This is a genomic window from Pseudolactococcus reticulitermitis, from assembly GCF_002260845.1.
GTDB lineage: Bacteria > Bacillota > Bacilli > Lactobacillales > Streptococcaceae > Pseudolactococcus > Pseudolactococcus reticulitermitis.
In genome coordinates, this window is record NZ_BEDT01000001.1 from 576,155 (window position 1) to 593,779 (window position 17,625).

Consider the following 17,625-nt stretch of genomic DNA (forward strand, 5'->3'; position numbering starts at 1 on the left):
TAAAAAATAGGAGATAGCTAATTTTTTGATTGCTATTTTTAGTTAAAATAACTATCCATTCATTTAGAATTTTTGCTTATGAGAGTTGATGATAACTTTGATAAAGCTCCTGCCGCACCAAGCCACGTGTTTTAGCGACTTTTTTGATGGCAGCGTTAGGTTTCTCTCCCGCTTGAATCAAGGCTTCAACAGCTTCTAAATCGGTCAATTCTGTTGCGTCGTCCAGTGCAACATCATCAGACCCACTGACAATAATCAAACACTCCCCCTTAATCGGATGTGTCTCAAGCGATGCCAAGACTTCAGAAATCCGACCACGGCGATATTCTTCGAAAAGTTTGGTCAACTCCCGCACAAAAGCCACCTCACGATCACCGTAAACAGTCAATAGATTGGTCAGGGTCGCAGCCACCCGATGCGGAGACTCATAAAAAATCTGACTTTCAGGATAAGCCAACTTTTCAGTCAAAAAAGCGACTTGTTCTGACTTCTTCCGAGGTAAAAAACCGTAAAAAACATGCGGTTGTGGCGCAATGCCAGAGGCAATCAAGGCCGTAATCCCAGCGCTTGCACCGGGTAAGGCGACAACATCAATATCCTCAGCAATACAGGCCAGCACCAAATCATGTCCCGGGTCAGAAATCGACGGCAACCCTGCATCTGAAACCTGAGCAAGGGATTTACCCGATGCTAAAAATTGCACCATTTTTGACAGTTTCAGCCCACTATTATGTTCGTGAAAACTTTCTTGTGGTGTGTCAATCTCAAAATGATTGAGTAGTTTTTGCGTATTGCGCGTGTCTTCCGAGGCAATCAAATCAACCGTTTGTAAGATGTTGACCGCTCGAAAGGTCATGTCATCCAAATTCCCGATCGGTGTCGGCACTAAATACAGCGTGCCTGCTGACTTTTCGCCCTTAAAACTCTGCTGAAAATTCATCATCGATACAAAATCTCCGCACAATACAGACACGTCTCACCCGGCTCCAAACGCTGACCATAAAAATCCCGACACACATGAAAGCCGTCTTCGTAAATTTCCTGCAAATTTGACATAGGCACTTTCTTCGTCGATTTTTCGTTCTTATTTTCTGAACTATGTGGCTCTGAAAACTCCGCCAAACGATCGCGCAAGCGCGCATTTTCCAAGCGTAGGCTTGTATTCTCTGTTAATAATTTTTGGTAGTTACTTTTAATATCACTGACTTGCGTGAGTGTCGCCACCAAACCTTCTTCAAGCTCTGATAAATGCTCAAAGAAAGACATTTTATCTGGCATTAGACCACCTCGATTTCTGAAATATCATAATCCTGAACATGATTATCCAGTCTCACTTTGACCGTATTGGATAAGATATTCATGCCAATCACCCGAGCCTGACCATCAACCGTTTTGATGGTATCCCCAAAGTCTGGGAAATTTTGGCGCGCCTGACGATAAAAATCATCTTCATAAGTCAGGCAACACATCAAACGACCACACAGACCATTCAACTTGCTCTGGTTGAGCGATAAAGCCTGATTTTTAGCCATCTTAATGCTGACATTAGGAAATTCGCCCATAAATTCTGAACAGCAAAGCGGGCGCCCACAAGGGCCAATGCCACCAAAAGTTTTGGCCACATCACGTGAGCCAATTTGCCGTAATTCAATCCGTGTCTTGAAGCTGCTGGCTAAATCTTTTAAGAGCGCTCTGAAATCCACACGATGTTCTGCTGTAAAGCTAATATACAGGCGTTTGTAATCAAGCGTGTATTTCACTTCAATCACTTTCATGTCAAGGCCATGTTCCTGCACCAAACGTTTGACCGTTTCTTTAGCAGCATCAGAATCTTTGGCAACTTTATCTGCCATTTCAAAATCTAGGACATTGGCTTGAGAGATGATATAGCCAGCACTTGCGAGGTCTGACGAGACTTCACGGACAACGTGCCCCATCATTTTATATTTTTCAGTTTTAATCACCACAATGTCAGCAATCGCATAATGGCTATTGCTTGACACAAAAAGATTATCTTCTCCATGGGTAAATTTGATTTCGTAATTCATAGTTTTCTTTCTGAATGCCTTATGGCATGGCTCAATATTAAGATAGATAGCAGAACTAGCCTAAAATAATTTTTTCTAGACTGGCTTGAAAATTGACATTGGCACGCCAGTATTTTTGTGCCGTAAACACATTTTGCGCCCATTGAGGTTGCCGATTTTTGACAAATAAGATGGCAAGGATATTAAACGCCAAACCCTGCATTTTTTTGTCTTTAAATAAAGGGGCTAACTGTATAATTTGTAGCATTGCCTCATCGATATTGACATTGCTGGCGAGTGCCTTGGTAAATTTCTCTAACTGCCTAATACTCTCCAAAAATGCCTTATCTCCCGCTAATTCCTCAGCGTCAGTCAAAGAGGTTACAATCTCTGAGATGATGGTTGCATCTGTCTTGAGCGTACCCGTTTGCTCTAAAAATTGCTGAATAAATTCAGACTGATTTGGAAAGGTGATGACTTGCGCCCGAGATTTAATGGTCTCTAGCACCATATTTTCGGATGCTGTGAGTAAAAAGATATAAATTTCAGACTCAGGCTCCTCTATAGACTTGAGCAAAGCATTGGCGGCATTGACATGGAGCTTTTCAGCCCCGTCAATCACCACGACTTGCCGATTTGTCTCGAAACCAGACTGTGAAAAAGTCAGCAACAAATCCCTAATCTGCTGTGTCTTAATCGTCTGACCATCAGGCTTAACGATATGCAAATCCGTAAAATCATTAGCCGCAACCAAGCGACATTCCCGACATTGACCACAAGGCAAACCGTCTTTTTGCTCCAGACAAAAGCGCGACTGGGCTAACCAAATCGCCATCTCCATCGCACCAAAGCCACCTGAAAATAAGAAAGCATGATGTAATTTGTCATGCTTTAGAACTTGAGAAAATCGAGCAAAAAGTTCAGGTTGTAAGTCAGAAATCGCCATTAAAAATCTCCGGAAAGCGTGTCTGTAATGTCGCCAAAGTCGCTGCTACGACTTGATCAATTGCTTGCGACGCATCAATCGTCACAATCCGCTCAGGATTAGCTTTGGCAATGGCTTGATAGCCAGCACGCACTTTTTGGTGCATGTCTTGTGTTTCTAAATCAAGCCGATTGACTTCACGGTCACCTGTCATCACTCGCGACAAGCCAACCGCAGTATCAACATCAAAATACAGGGTCAAGTCTGGTAAGAGACCATCCGTCGCAAAGTGATTAATTGCTTCAACATCAGCCACTTTAATCCCACGCGCATAGCCCTGATAAGCAACAGATGAGTCGATAAAGCGGTCAATCATCACGATTTTGCCTGCTGCTAAAGCAGGACGGACTTTTTCGTTCAAATGTTGTCTGCGAGCTGCCGCAAATAAGAGCAGTTCTGTCTTGCCATCAATCGCTGTATTTTCAGGTGCGAGAATAATCTCACGGATACTCTCCGCAATCCGAATGCCACCTGGTTCACGCGTCGTTAAAATATCAGCGCCTGCTTGTGTTAATAGTGGTAAAATCTTATGTAATATCGTTGTTTTGCCAGCACCCTCAGGCCCTTCCAACGTAATCAAAATTCCTTTAGTCATAGTTTAAATTATATCATTTTTTTGCCAAAATTTGGGGCAAATCTGCGATATTGATGAGACCAATCACATCTGCTGGTCTGACTTTTTTGTAGTCCGTGACTTTGGTAATCAGCAAAACGACTGATTTCTGACCCAGTTTCATCTCGTCAAGCAGGATTTTTTCCGCCTCAAAAATCGAGGCTGACGCTGGTATAAACCTCACGATGGCTTGTGACTGCGCCAACATATCTGACACATTTGGTTTTTTAGAAACGGTTAAAGCATGCACAAGCGCATTGGCCGTGATGATTTGGCGCATGACAATTTTGCCATTTCGAATGACTGGAAACTGGGTATGATGATGTCGCCTGATTAAGTCAATCACGGTTTCAAACTCGGCGTGTTCTGGGACAAAAATGACTTCTGACGCAAATAGCTGGCCGACTGTGATGGGCTGGGTCAGAACATCGTGGACGTGCTGAATCAGCGTGACAACTTCTGGCTGGATGACGAAATAATTGTCAGATAGCTTATGCTGCATCATATTGCGGAGATTATTAAACAGCTCAAAATCCATTGCGTACTCACGCGCACCGGGTATGCCCGTCATGATGGCATCTGTCAGTTGGGACATGGGCATATATTTGCCTGTTTTGTTAAACTTTCTATTGGCAAAAGTCTCTATTTTTTTGTAAATTGAAATAAATTGTTCGTTCAAATTATTGGGTGTTGCATCTAATTGCTGCGCCATTTGTCTATCAGTCATATCAAAAGCACCTCTCACTTCCATTTTAACATGGTTCGCATCAATTCGTCTAATCGCCTATAAACACTTTTGATTGCTGAAATGCGTAAAAAGCGCTATAATAAAGCTATTAATGGAGAAATGATATATGAAAAAAATTCTTGTTGTTGATGACGAAAAACCAATTTCTGATATCGTCAAATTCAATCTTACAAAAGAAGGCTACGAAGTCTTGACCGCTTTTGACGGCGAGGAAGCACTTGACGTTTTTGCGGCTGAACAGCCTGACCTGATTTTGCTGGACCTGATGTTACCACAAAAAGACGGCCTTGAAGTGGCTCGCGAAATTCGCAAATCTTCAGAAGTACCGATTATCATGGTTTCTGCCAAGGACAGTGAATTTGATAAGGTGATCGGTCTGGAATTAGGTGCAGATGACTATGTCACTAAGCCTTTTTCAAACCGTGAACTTTTAGCCCGTGTCAAAGCTAATTTGCGCCGCTCTAATCTGGCGCCAGAGACCACAGCAACTGGCGCTGATAAAAAAGAAATCCGGATTGGTGACATTACCATTGCGCCCGAAAAATATGCGGCCTATAAAAATGATAAACATATCGATTTGACGCATCGTGAGTTTGAGCTTTTGCACTATCTGGCACAACATGTCGGTGAGGTGATGACGCGTGAGCATTTGCTGGAAACGGTCTGGGGCTATGATTATTTCGGCGATGTTCGGACGGTTGACGTGACCATTCGTCGCTTGCGCGAAAAGGTAGAAGATACGCCAAGTCGCCCTGAGTATGTTGCAACACGTCGTGGCGTCGGTTATTATTTGAGTAATCCGAATGAAAAATAAACTCCCTTTCACAAGTACTATTCTATTTAAAGCGGTAATCTCACATTTACTGCTTTTTTCAGCTTTCTTTAGCTTGAATGCACATGGCTTCCTCACCCATCAAGCCTCTTTAACACGGCTTTGTATTTTCTATGTCTGCTCGCTCATTCTACTGGTCTGGTTTACCACACGAATTTCTATCGGTTTAAATCAAATTTCAGATCAAATTGATGATTTCACCGAGCAAAAATACACGGTGAGAAAGCAAATTCCGGGTCATACCGAAATCAACCAACTCTATGATAAAGTGGTCAACCTTGGTGAGAAAACGGAACACACTCAGGAAAGATTAGAATCCTCTAGCACGCGACTAAATGGTATCCTGACCTACATGACGGACGGGGTCATTGCGACGGACAGGCGCGGCAAAATCGTCCTCGCGAATCATTCTGCTTTAGAATATCTCAATGTCACAGAAAAAGACCTCCTCTCTCGAAAACTAATTGAAGCCTTGGATATTGCCGCAGACTACACCTTTCGAGAGTTACTGGAAGCTGAGCCTGAAATCATCCTCGACTCTGAAAATGCCATGGGCGAATTTACGACTTTACGGATTAAATTTGCCCTTTTCCGCCGAGAATCAGGGTTTATTTCAGGGGTCGTTGCTGTTTTACACGACGTCACAGAACAGGAAAAAAATGAACGAGAACGGCGCTTATTCGTTTCCAACGTCTCGCATGAATTGCGGACACCTCTAACCTCTGTCAAATCTTATCTGGAAGCACTCGATGAAGGTGCTATCAATGACCCTGACATTGCCCCCGGCTTTATTAAAGTCTCGCTGAAAGAAACGGATCGGATGATTCGAATGATTCGAGATTTAGTCACCTTGTCTCGCATGGATTCTGATACCATTGCCCTCGAAAAAGAAGTGATTAACTTCGTTGCTTTTCTTCATTTTCAACTCAACCGTTTCGATCAGATTGTCGGCAATAGCGATGAAAATGACAAGCAATTCAAGATTGTCCGGCAAATCCCGCTCCAACCGATTTGGATGGAAATTGATACCGATAAAATGGGGCAAGTCATTGATAATCTGATGAACAATGCCATTAAGTACAGCCCTGCTGGTGGTAATATTACCGTCAGCTTGGAGCAGACCAAGACGCAAGTTCTCTTGCGCATTGCAGACGAAGGGCTTGGTATTCCTAAAAAAGATTTGCCTAAAATCTTCGACCGTTTTTATCGTGTTGATAAGGCGCGCAGCCGTGAACAAGGCGGGACTGGACTGGGGCTTGCCATCGTTCGGGATATCGTCAAAATGCACAACGGTTTCGTCTGGGCTAAATCTGATGGCGAAACCGGGACGATTTTTACTGTCGTTCTGCCGTACGCACCGCTCGAAGCTGAGACTGATGATTGGGCTGGGCTGGTAGATTAGACTTAACATAAAAACTACCATTTTTAAAATTCATGGTAGTGTACTTTTAGCAAGGAAATGAAATTGACAGAAGAAAATGGATTTAACTACAGTATATTAGCCAGTGGTTCGACTGGTAATGTCACATATATCGAGACATCTGAGCGCAAAATTTTAGTCGATGCCGGACTTTCTGGTAAAAAAATCGAGGGTCTCATGAATGAAATCGGCCGTAGCTTGAGCGATGTCGATAGCCTGCTTGTAACCCATGAACATAAAGATCACGTTGCTGGACTAGGCGTCCTGGCCCGCAAATACAAAATGGATCTCTATGCCAACGAGCAAACGTGGCAAGCTATTGGGGAATCCTGTGGGAAGATTGATACAGCTCAAAAACACGTCTTTGAAATGGGTAAGATGCTGACCTTCGGCGATATGGATGTCGAAAGTTTTGGTGTCAGTCATGACGCCGCGGCGCCACAATTTTACAAATTTATGAAAGATGGCAAGAGCTTTGTCATGCTGACAGATACTGGCTATGTCAGCGATCGGATGCGGGGTACAATCGAAAATGCGGATGCTTACTTGATGGAATCAAATCACGATGTCGAAATCCTGCGGATGGGGAACTACCCTTGGCGGTTAAAACAACGGATTCTTTCCGACCACGGCCATTTGTCAAATGAAGATGGGGCGAGTACAGCACTCTCTGTCATCGGCAAGCAAACTAAAAAAATCCTGCTCGGTCACCGCAGTCAGGAAAACAATCTGAAAGAACTGGCGCATATGACCATGGAAAATACGCTGATGCAGCATGATATTGATGCCCAAAATGACGTGGTCGTTTTGGACACGAGCCATGTCGAAGCAAGCCCTTTGTATCATATTTGAGACAATAAAAAAACTCATCCAAGGATGGATAAGCCATTAGATAAAGACTGAAATTGCTGCTGCAACTGCTGCAAAAACAGTTAAAATCAGCATCAACCAGACAATGAGCATGACAACTTTTTGAAAAGTTGTTTTTTGTTGTTTTTTATAAGCCATATAGAGATTTTACCGCAAAATGCCATGTTTTTCAAGCACTTAGTTAAGGCTTAATTAAGTGATAAATGATATAATAAAGCTTATAGTAATCTCCGCTAAAAAGGATGTCCATCAGACCATTTTAGTGGTGGCTTTAAAACGAGACTGTATTTTAAAAATACTAGAAAAAGAGGAGATTTAATGGAAGGTAATAAAATCAACGGTAAGACAGTCACAGAAGCAGACTTACTATCGCTTGGTTATCGTAAATATTACTCTGACGACCTAGATGTTTTTTACAATAAGGACATTTGTGCTCACGTCGGAAATTGTGTCCGTGGCGATTCAAAGGTTTTTGAAGTCGGTCGCAGACCTTGGATTATCACGGGTAATGCCGAATCTGTTGAACAATGTATCACTGTCGTCAATTCTTGTCCGAGTGGCGCTTTAAAATGGTGCTACCATGGTCAAGATAATTTCATTGAGGGGGAAATGACTATGCCAAACTTTACATTTGAAGATCAAGAAGATCAAATTGCTTTGATTAACGCAGATACACAGCAACAAGCTGGCGAAATCACCTTTACGGAAGCAGAAGATACCCTTGTCATTGTCCATACAGGTGTCAATCCTGAATTTCGAGGCAATGGCTTAGCTGAACAACTCGTCGCTAAAATGGTCGAAAAAGCCCGCCGTGAAGACAAGAAAATCTTCCCAATCTGTCCCTTTGCCCAAAAAGAATTTAAAGAAAAACCTGAATACGCCGATGTTTTGCGTCAGGATCTTTGAACTAAAAAATGGTATCAGAAGTCTGATGCCATTTTTTTGTTAAGAAATTATGCAACTTTTTTGCCATGGACGAAATAATAAAGCACCAAAGAAAGGATCACAACAGCCACCATTAATTCAAATAAGACTTTGAAACCAAGGATTGGTGCAATAATGCCCAAAATAACAGGGCCAACACCAAAAGCCAAGTCAAACAAGATAAAGTAAGTCGATGTCGCAACCCCAAGCCGTTCAATAGGCACCATTTTAGCAATCGTTGACTGGATTGTTGATTGTAGATTACCAAAGCCAACACCAATCAGAATAGCTGAGATGACAAAGAGCCATACACCATTGACCTGAGAAAGGGTGATAAAGCCGAGAATTAAGGCAATAAACGAGGGATAGATAACGAAGTTTTCACCTTTCTTATCCGCCAGAACGCCTGTGAATAGTCGACTAACCAGCACTGAAAGGGCATAGATAACGAAGAAAAGGCTAGTGTACTCAGCCATGTGCTGCTCTTTCATGAAAAAGCTGAGATCGCTTTGGATGGCACTATAAGTAATTGCCGCAATCATCATCACAAAGGCAATTGGCAAAACTTTTGGCGCTACAAAACTATGAATGCTCATTTTTTGCTGATGCCCTTTGTTAGGCAGTTCAACAGCCTCCTCATGAATAAAGAAAATAGCCGCTAAAATCAAAATACCGATGATAATTTCCAGCAAGAAAAGTTTTTGAAACCCGACGGTATCGATTAAAACAAGGGCTAAAAATGGCCCCATGGCTGTCGCAATAACTGTCGATAGACTGAAATAGGAAATCCCTTCTGATTTTCGTTTAGCTGGGACAACTAAGACAATCGCAGTATTAGTAATCGTCCCAATCAAGCCGACTGCAACCCCTTGAATAAAGCGCATCACAGCCAAAAGCGTCAGGCTATGCACCAAAGGATAGGCAATCAAACTCACCAGCAAGATGCCGCCACCAAGCAATAAAATTTGCTTGGTATCTAATTTCGCCATAATCATGCCACTGGATAAGCGAGCAAATAACGACCCGATAACCGTGAGACCAACAAGCAATCCACCGACTGCCTGTGATAAGCCTAATTCTTCTACCGCATAAGGCCCAATAGCAACGGTTAGGCTGTAAAATGTCATCATGACCAATAAATTGATGATAAAAATCTCTAAAAATGACTGATTAAATATCTTTGTCACTTGATGTTCTGCTTCCATAATTTCCCCCTTTTGACATCTCACGATATATTTGAGGTGTCTTCCACTTTTAAATGATGATATTATGGCTTGTAAACGTTTTACAAACCACAATAAAAAGCAAAAACACCCAAATGGGCGCCTTTACTTTTAAATCAGATATTTTTTATCCAATTAGGCTGATTTTAATCTGCTTCAGGTTAAAGCTGTTCAATACTTGTTGCTTTAAAGGTTCCCAAAGCAAAATAATAAATTAATATAATTTCATTATACCATATTTTGCTTTGTATTTCTAGAACATTTCTATAATTATTCCTATATTTAAAAGTTTTTAAAAAATACATAAGTTATTCTATCTTCGTGAGTCAATCCCAAAATGCTATCAAAAAACACCTGCCATCACTGGCAAGCGTTGATTTTATCATATTTTAAAATTGAATTAAACTTTGTTTGCTCACAATCAAAGATTGCTTCGCAGAATAAGACTTAGGCTTTATTTGCAGAACCGAAAACGTCAATACGTTCTTCAACTGCTGCTTGAACGGCGTCAATACCTGGTTTAAGGAATTTACGTGGGTCAAACAATTTTTTAGCTTCGTAGTCAGCTTCGTTGGCATCGTAGTCACGTGCAAATTGACGAGTTGCTGCTGCAAAGGCTTGTTGTGATTCAGTGTTAACGTTGACTTTGGCAACACCCATTTTGATTGCTGCACGGATTTGGTCATCAGGGATACCAGAACCACCGTGAAGGACGATTGGGAAACCAGGAACAGCGTCAGTTAATTTTTGAAGGTGATCCAAATCAAGACCAGTCCAGTTAGCTGGGTAAGGACCATGAATGTTACCGATACCAGCTGCAAGGAAGTCAATACCTGTTTTAACCATTTCAACTGCATCTTCGATTGGTGCTAATTCACCAGAACCGATGATACCGTCTTCTTCACCACCGATAGTCCCAACTTCAGCTTCGACTGAGATACCTTTAGCGTGAGCAAGCGCAACGATTTCTTTCGTTTTTTCAAGGTTTTCAGCGATTGGCAGATGTGAACCGTCAAACATCAATGATGTGTAACCAACTTCGATAACTTCTTTAGCGTCTTCATAATGACCGTGGTCAAGGTGAATCGCAACTGGTACAGTGATGTTCATTGATTCCACAAGGTTTTCAATGATGTATTTAGCTGTTTTGTAGCCACCCATGTATTTACCAGCGCCCATAGACGTTTGGATAAGTACTGGAGCTTGTTTAGCTTGAGCTGCACGCAAGATAGCTTGTGTCCACTCCAAGTTGTTTGTATTGAATCCACCGATTGCGTAGCCATTTTCACGAGCTGCTGCAACGAATTTTTCTGCTGAAACGATTGCCATTTCTTAAGTTCCTCCAAAATTTATTTAACGAGTTAATTATACCACTTTGTGAAGGATTATTCTAGTTTTTAGTCGATTTATTTTATTTTCATCAACTTTTCTCGTTTATTTGCTGAAAATTACAGCTAAATTTACAGCCTATTTACCTAACAAAAAAACTTACGTCCTTCAAAATTTCCAAAGTCGTAAGTTTTTAACAATTATTTTTATTTCATTTCGATCAATAAATCTTGTGTGGCAATCGCTTCTGCTGCCTTGACATAGATTCTCTTCACTTCACCATCAAATGGTGCCTCAATCGTTGTTTCCATCTTCATCGCTTCTGTGACCATCAGCGGTTGCCCTTTGACAACTTTCTCATCAGGTTTGACAAGAACTGTCACGACTGAACCCGGCATGGTTGCACCGATATGATTTGGATTAGATGGCTCCGCTTTTTCCTTAACGACAGCTGTCGTTTTAATCGACGTATCTTTGACAACCATCTCACGACGTTGCCCATTGAGGTTAAAGAAGAGCGTTTTATTGCCTTCATTATCAGGTTCAGAGATGCTATCCAGACGGATTAACAAGGTCTTACCTTTTTCGATTTGAACCGAAATCTTTTCACCGACACGCATACCGTTAAAGAATGTCGGTGTGTCAAGTAAGGTCACACTGCCAAACTCATTTTGCATTTTTTGGTAATCAAGAAAGACCTGTGGATAAAGGATATAGCTCAACACCTCATGACGACCAGGCGCATAGCCCAATTTCTCAGTCAACTCAACCACGACATCGTCAAAATTAACCGGTGTCGCATGTAAACCTGGACGATCTGTGATAAAGGGCTTATCTTTGAGAATAATTTTTTGCAATTTCTCTGGGAAACCACCAACTGGCTGGCCTAAATCACCAGCAAAGAAACTAATCACTGATTCAGGGAAGCTCAGCGAAGCGCCTTTTTCGTAGATATCTGCTTCAGTCAGATCATTTTGTACCATAAAGAGCGCCATATCGCCGACAACTTTAGAAGATGGTGTCACCTTGATAATGTCACCAAACATCATGTTGACCGTGTGATACATGGCTTTGACTTCATCAAAGCGCAAGCCCAAGCCAACAGCTGTTGCCTGCGATTGGAGGTTGGTATATTGACCACCCGGCATTTCATGTAGATAAACTTCTGTCTGCGGGCTAGTCAGACCTTTTTCAAATGGTGCATAGAACTTGCGAACGTCTTCCCAGTAATGGTTGATTTGCGCTGCATTTTCAATATCTAACTCCGGTGCGCGTTTACCATTTTCCAAAGCATAGTAAAGGGATGACATACTTGGTTGACTCGTGCCTGATGACATGGCAGCCGTCGCCACATCCACGATATCCACACCTGCCGTTACCGCTGCTGAACAAGTGATGATGCCATTGCCAGACGTATCATGCGTATGCAAATGGAGCGGCATATCAACCGTTTCTTTCAACTCTGAAATCAAACGGTAAGCCGCTTGAGGTTTCAAAATACCCGCCATATCTTTAATGGCCAAAATATGCGCACCTGTTGCTTGGAGTTCTTTCGCCAAATCTTTATAATATTTGATATTATATTTTTGACGATTATCGTCCAAGATATCGCCTGTGTAACACATGGTTGCTTCAACAATCTTACCGGTATCACGGACAGCTTGGATCGATTTTTCCATCTGTGGCAGCCAGTTAAGCGAGTCAAAGACACGGAAAACATCTATGCCTTCTTCCGCCGCAACTTTGATAAATTCTTGGATAACATTATCTGGATAGTTTTGGTAGCCAACCGCATTTGACCCACGGAAAAGCATTTGGAACATGGTGTTGGGCATTAATTTACGGAGTTCCCGCAAACGATACCAAGGACTTTCATTGAGGAAACGATAGGCGACATCAAAGGTTGCCCCGCCCCACATCTCAGATGAGAAAAGGTTAGGCAAGCCTTGGTCGACTGCTGCTGCAACTTGTCGCATGTCTTGCAAGCGCACACGTGTTGCCAAAAGACTTTGATGGGCATCACGAAAAGTCGTATCGGTCAACAACACTTCCTTGCGAGATTTGACATAATCAACAACGGCGTCAGCACCCTTGGTCTCTAAGATATTCTTAGTCGTTAGCGTTTCGATTTTCTTGACTTTCGGATAGCGTGTTTCATCAAAATAAGGTTTAGCCGTTTGATTAACCCCTGGGAAGCCATTAACTGTGATATTGGCGATGTATTTCATCGTTTTATTACCACGGTCGCGCAAACGCGGGAAGCTAAAGAGCTCCGGTGTACTGTCGATAAAGGTCGTCTTGGCCTCTCCCGACACAAATTCCGAGTGATTGAGGACATTTCTTAGGAACGGAATATTGGTCTTAACGCCACGAATCCGGAATTCACGGAGACAACGATCCATTTTACGGATAGCTTCCTTAAAGTCAGTCGCATTGGTAATGACTTTAACGAGTAAGCTGTCAAAATAGGGCGTCACTTCATAACCAGAATAGGCATTGCCGACATCTAAACGGACACCAAAACCACCCGGCGAACGATAAGTGTCAATTTTACCTGTATCAGGTAAGAAATTATTTTCAGGGTCTTCTGTTGTAATCCGACATTGGATGGCAGAGCCTAATAAGGGCATTTTATCTTGTTCAGGTATTTTGACATCTTTGTGAAGATCAGCGCCCTCAGCGATTAAAATCTGAGCTTGGACGATGTCAATGCCTGTCACCACTTCTGTAATCGTATGTTCAACCTGAACACGTGGATTGACTTCGATAAAGTAAAATTCATTGTCTTTCACCAAAAACTCGACGGTACCGGCATTGACATAGCCAACGTGTTGGCAGAGTTTGACTGCGGCATCACAAATCCGTTGCCGCAAATCATCCGACATGCCAACGCTCGGTGCGACTTCGATGACTTTTTGATTCCGACGTTGCACAGAACAGTCACGCTCATATAAATGCACGACATTGCCATGCGCATCACCGAGGATTTGAACTTCAATATGTTTCGGATTGGTAATGTATTTTTCGACATAGATTTCATCAGAACCAAAGGCTGATTTGGCTTCTGATGCGGCACGCGCATAACCATCACGTGCCTCAGCTTCATTATGCGCCACACGCATACCGCGACCGCCACCACCAAGAGCAGCTTTAATCATGACTGGATAGCCAAAAGTACGACCAAAGGCAAGCGCGCCTTCCAAGTCCACCGGCCCTTCAGTTCCCGGAATAGAGCCAACACCAGCTGCGATAGAGGCTTCTTTGGCTTTGATTTTGTCGCCAAAAATATCCAGATGGTGCAAAGTTGGCCCAACAAAAATCAAACCAGCTGCTTCGACCTTACGAGCAAAGTCAATATTTTCTGACAACAAGCCATAACCTGGATGAATCGCTTCAGCACCAGACTCAAGCGCAATCCGGACAATATCATCACTATCAAGATAGGCATCAATCGGTTTCTTACCTGCGCCAACTTGGTAGGCTTCATCGGCTTTAAAGCGGTGAACAGAATACTCATCTTCTTTGGCATAAATCGCTACGGTTGAGATACCCAACTCGTTACACGCACGGAAGACACGGATAGCAATTTCGCCACGGTTAGCAACTAGTAGTTTTTTCATATATAAAGCCTTTCAATTTTTTACAGAAATTAAATTAACATACCTCAATATATCACATTCGCACGCTGATTAGCCATGCAAAGCAGTTGATGAGAGGTCAGAAAAATCATATTTAGCAGTCATTTCTGCCAGTTCTCGCCGTTTTTCATCTGCAGAAATGTTAAGGACAAAGCCTATCCCAACTGATAAGGTCAGAAGAGAATTTCCCCCTTGGCTCAGGAATGGGAATGTCACACCCGTGGACGGAATCAAACCTGAAATCCCACCGATATTGACCAGCACCTGTGCAAACAAAATCCCACCAACACCAATCGCCATCATGCTATTAAAAGGATCTTTAGCTCGAATGCCGACCATGAAAATGCGCATGATTAGAAAGAAGAGAATGCCTAAAATAATAATCCCGCCAATCAAGCCCAACTCCTCAATCACGATTGCAAAGATAAAGTCAGTATGGGCTTCTGGTAGATAGCCTTTTTTCTCGATGGAATTACCTAAGCCACGACCGAACCAGCCACCATTTGAAATGGCATAATACCCATTAATCAGTTGGTGACCTGAGTCGCCTGTATCTTGAAAGGGATTGGCGAAGGCAATAAAGCGTTTATTGACATAAGCAATCGACCCAAGGAAACTCGGAATGATATTCCCGCCGGTAATCTTCAGGAGCGCTAACATCACAAGCGTCAGGGAGCCGAAAATTTTCATAAAGCCTGTGCCCCAGCGGTAAGAGATACCACTGGCCGCTAGGACTGTTGCCGAACTAATAATAATTAGCAACGCATTCCCCATATCGGGCATGATGACGACTGCCCCAATCATCGCGACCATCCAAATCCGCCAACCACTGATGAAATTGACCCAAAATTGATTGCGATCAAAGAGCGCATTGAGATCGTAAGTTCGAATTTTTTCTTGTTTATTGGCGAAAGTGGCTGATAAAAACCAGACGGCAACTAATTTCAAATATTCAGCCGGCTGAATCGTCCCAATTCCCGGCACAGCAATCCAGCCGTGAGCACCATTGACAGGTGGAGCTAGAAATCTTGCAATAAACAGCAAGACCATCATGACCGGAATCAAGATGCCGAACCAGTTCCGACTTCTCAATTTATCGACCTTGATACGATAGATAATCACAATCATGATCAAAGAAAATACAAAGAAAATGGTCTGATTTCGAAAGAGTTGATAAGGCGGTAAGCCAAGTTCTATCTGATGGGGAACGGTCGCTGAGAAGACCATAATCAGACCTAGCACCGATAAAATCAGATAGGGAATAAGAATCGAGTAATTTATAAAATGTCTTTTTTTGAGTTCTTTCATTGTCATAACGTTGCGTTTGTCACACAACTTTTTTTCCTTTAATTGGTCACTTGTCTAGCTGCCATCACAGACAACGGCAAATAGTACTTTGTCATCTGTCCACGCCCATTTGAGAATCGGCGTGACGATTATTTATCGTAATTAAGTTACATTATATCATTTTTTGAAATAAAAAAAAGAAAGGTGTTGAAATTTTCTAACAACTTTCTCTCAATGTTCGGTTTACAATGTCTTTTAGTCAATTTTTCTAGCGACTGCCTCCCTATCGTTCAGGTTTCGATGTGCATAATGACTTTCCGATCTTTCGGACAATATTTTAAAACCTGTACTTTATCCGGATGCGTCGCCTTATTTTTAGATGAAATATAGTTTTGCTGCCCACATTTCGTACATTTAAGATTAATCTTAACGCGCAATATCTCTTACCCCGAGCAATTTTCTAAAATTAAAGAAAGACCAGATGAGATTAAATAAGACAAAACAGCTTGTGACGATAAACACGGCACGGTAGCTGATATAGCCTGCAATGGCACTTCCCAAAAGTGGGCCTGCGACTTGCCCGAAGTTGGTAAACATTTGGTTAAAACTGAAAATCCGAGAAATCCCTTCTGGTGGCGTAATTCTTGACAGTAAGGAATTGACAGATGGCATCAAGGCGCCAGAACCAAAGCCTAACATGAATCGGAAAAAGCCTAACTGAAACGGTGTCTTGACAAAAATCATGGGAATATAAATCAAGAAACTGTAAATCAGCCCTAAAATAATCAAGCGATGACTACCAATTTTATCCCCTATTTTCCCCAATGTACCAGATGATAACACGGCAGATAGTCCCGCAGCTGACACAATAAAACCTGAAATCGTCATCAGATTACCTGACGTCCCGCCATTTAACTCCCGAATATAAAGTGCTAAAATGGGGGCAATTGATTGCACGGTGAGCTGTAAGACAAAACTCGTGATAAATAGGCCAAATAAAATTTGGCGATTGGTCACACGTGCCAAGATTTCTTTGGTTGAGAGCAAATCTCTTTTTTCAACAGGTGTAAAGTCTTCTTTAACAAGGCATACGGTCAACAAAGTGACGAGTAATAAAATCCCGCCAGTAATCAGAAAAACATTTTCCATGCCAACACTCTGAGCCAGAAAGCCACCGATTGATGGGCCGATTAAAGCGCCAGCAATCATACCCGTTGAGAGCATCCCTAGCGCATAACCACTTTTTTCTCTAGGCACTTGACTGGCAATCAAGGCTGTCGAATTCGGAATATAACCTGAGAATAAGCCATTTAGTAGCCTCATAATCAAGAGCCACCAAACATTGGGAACAAAAGCCAGAGCCCCCATGGTAAAGGTCATCACAACAGAAGCCCGAATCATCATCAGCCGCCGACCGCGTTGGTCAGCAAGTCGCCCCCAGACAGGTGCAATGAGGCCACTCGCAAGCGCGCTAACTGAAATTGCCAGACCTGCAAATAATTCAACTTGATGTCCGCTAACCCCTAATTTTTCAACATAGAGCGCCATAAACGGCATCACTAGCGATACACTCGCTGCCGTAAAAAAAGTGCCAAACCAAGCCACAAACAAATTACGTTTCCAATTAATTTCGATAATAACCACTTCCTTCTATCTTTTATAGTTGACTTCGGTTAACTTTACCACATCAACTCAAACATATAAAATAACAAATTCATCAAGTCCAAAG

General features: G+C 42.4%; 16 protein-coding genes and 2 pseudogenes. 5 read left to right on the plus strand and 13 right to left on the minus strand.

Translation table 11 applies throughout. The features are described 5' to 3' along the window. Positions 1-76: 76 nt before the first annotated feature. The 6 genes from rsmI to RsY01_RS02775 are packed head-to-tail and all read right to left on the minus strand — an operon-like array spanning position 77 to position 4,352. Positions 77-943 (minus strand): 16S rRNA (cytidine(1402)-2'-O)-methyltransferase, encoded by an 867-nt coding sequence (rsmI, locus tag RsY01_RS02750; protein WP_094784028.1) that lies wholly within the window; start codon positions 941-943, stop codon positions 77-79. Next, the gene (locus tag RsY01_RS02755; RefSeq protein ID WP_094784029.1) at positions 940-1,278 is read right to left on the minus strand and encodes an initiation control protein YabA; all 339 of its coding nucleotides are present in this window, start codon (positions 1,276-1,278) and stop codon (positions 940-942) included. Before RsY01_RS02755 ends, rsmI begins: the two co-directional genes overlap by 4 nt. After that, entirely contained in the window at positions 1,278-2,048 is a 771-nt protein-coding gene (ricT, locus tag RsY01_RS02760) for a PSP1 domain-containing protein (RefSeq protein WP_094784030.1), read from the minus strand. Before ricT ends, RsY01_RS02755 begins: the two co-directional genes overlap by 1 nt. A 55-nt stretch (positions 2,049-2,103) precedes the next feature. After that, positions 2,104-2,973 carry a DNA polymerase III subunit delta' gene (locus RsY01_RS02765; protein ID WP_094784031.1) on the minus strand — a complete coding sequence of 290 codons (870 nt, stop codon included), beginning with the start codon at positions 2,971-2,973 and terminating at the stop codon, positions 2,104-2,106. Beyond that, a complete protein-coding gene (gene tmk / locus RsY01_RS02770; protein ID WP_094784032.1) occupies positions 2,960-3,607 on the minus strand; it encodes a dTMP kinase in 648 nt (215 codons plus the stop codon). The genes RsY01_RS02765 and tmk overlap by 14 nt, the downstream gene beginning before the upstream one ends. Positions 3,608-3,620: 13 nt before the next feature. Next, positions 3,621-4,352: a CBS domain-containing protein gene (locus tag RsY01_RS02775; protein WP_157905770.1), complete on the minus strand. Its 732-nt coding sequence runs from the start codon at positions 4,350-4,352 to the stop codon at positions 3,621-3,623. A 127-nt stretch (positions 4,353-4,479) separates the two neighbouring features. Between RsY01_RS02775 and yycF the strand changes: the two genes are divergently transcribed. Genes yycF through RsY01_RS02790 form a run of 3 tightly spaced genes read left to right on the plus strand, consistent with a single transcriptional unit; the run spans position 4,480 to position 7,477 of the window. Further along, on the plus strand, positions 4,480-5,187 hold the full coding sequence (yycF, locus tag RsY01_RS02780; RefSeq protein ID WP_094784034.1) for a response regulator YycF: 708 nt from the start codon (positions 4,480-4,482) through the stop codon (positions 5,185-5,187). After that, the gene (locus tag RsY01_RS02785; RefSeq protein ID WP_094784035.1) at positions 5,177-6,607 is read left to right on the plus strand and encodes an ATP-binding protein; all 1,431 of its coding nucleotides are present in this window, start codon (positions 5,177-5,179) and stop codon (positions 6,605-6,607) included. The genes yycF and RsY01_RS02785 overlap by 11 nt, the downstream gene beginning before the upstream one ends. Before the next feature lie 57 nt (positions 6,608-6,664). Continuing rightward, positions 6,665-7,477 (plus strand): MBL fold metallo-hydrolase, encoded by an 813-nt coding sequence (locus tag RsY01_RS02790; protein WP_167373210.1) that lies wholly within the window; start codon positions 6,665-6,667, stop codon positions 7,475-7,477. A gap of 36 nt (positions 7,478-7,513) precedes the next feature. On the opposite strand, the gene RsY01_RS02795 is transcribed toward RsY01_RS02790, so the two are convergent. Beyond that, on the minus strand, positions 7,514-7,633 hold the full coding sequence (locus RsY01_RS02795; protein WP_003137598.1) for a DUF4044 domain-containing protein: 120 nt from the start codon (positions 7,631-7,633) through the stop codon (positions 7,514-7,516). A 180-nt stretch (positions 7,634-7,813) separates the two neighbouring features. Between RsY01_RS02795 and RsY01_RS11050 the strand changes: the two are divergent. Continuing rightward, a pseudogene (locus RsY01_RS11050) lies at positions 7,814-8,068 on the plus strand ((4Fe-4S)-binding protein); the annotation flags it as partial. 63 nt (positions 8,069-8,131) lie between these two features. After that, positions 8,132-8,401: pseudogene (locus tag RsY01_RS11055) on the plus strand (GNAT family N-acetyltransferase); the annotation flags it as partial. Positions 8,402-8,448: 47 nt separating this feature from the next. Here the strand turns inward: RsY01_RS11055 and RsY01_RS02805 are convergent. The 6 genes from RsY01_RS02805 to RsY01_RS02830 form a co-directional block, all read right to left on the minus strand. Further along, complete coding sequence (locus RsY01_RS02805) at positions 8,449-9,624, minus strand: MFS transporter (protein WP_094784038.1); 1,176 nt, start codon at positions 9,622-9,624, stop codon at positions 8,449-8,451. Positions 9,625-10,089: 465 nt separating this feature from the next. Continuing rightward, complete coding sequence (locus RsY01_RS02810) at positions 10,090-10,971, minus strand: class II fructose-bisphosphate aldolase (RefSeq protein WP_094784039.1); 882 nt, start codon at positions 10,969-10,971, stop codon at positions 10,090-10,092. 206 nt (positions 10,972-11,177) lie between these two features. Beyond that, the gene (locus RsY01_RS02815) at positions 11,178-14,591 is read right to left on the minus strand and encodes a pyruvate carboxylase (protein WP_094784040.1); all 3,414 of its coding nucleotides are present in this window, start codon (positions 14,589-14,591) and stop codon (positions 11,178-11,180) included. Between the two features lie 69 nt (positions 14,592-14,660). Further along, the gene (locus RsY01_RS02820; RefSeq protein ID WP_432205762.1) at positions 14,661-15,923 is read right to left on the minus strand and encodes an FtsW/RodA/SpoVE family cell cycle protein; all 1,263 of its coding nucleotides are present in this window, start codon (positions 15,921-15,923) and stop codon (positions 14,661-14,663) included. 263 nt (positions 15,924-16,186) lie between these two features. Beyond that, a complete protein-coding gene (gene rpmG, locus RsY01_RS02825; protein ID WP_072353592.1) occupies positions 16,187-16,333 on the minus strand; it encodes a 50S ribosomal protein L33 in 147 nt (48 codons plus the stop codon). Further along, the gene (locus RsY01_RS02830; RefSeq protein ID WP_094784233.1) at positions 16,323-17,531 is read right to left on the minus strand and encodes a multidrug efflux MFS transporter; all 1,209 of its coding nucleotides are present in this window, start codon (positions 17,529-17,531) and stop codon (positions 16,323-16,325) included. The genes rpmG and RsY01_RS02830 overlap by 11 nt, the downstream gene beginning before the upstream one ends. Positions 17,532-17,625 lie beyond the last annotated feature (94 nt).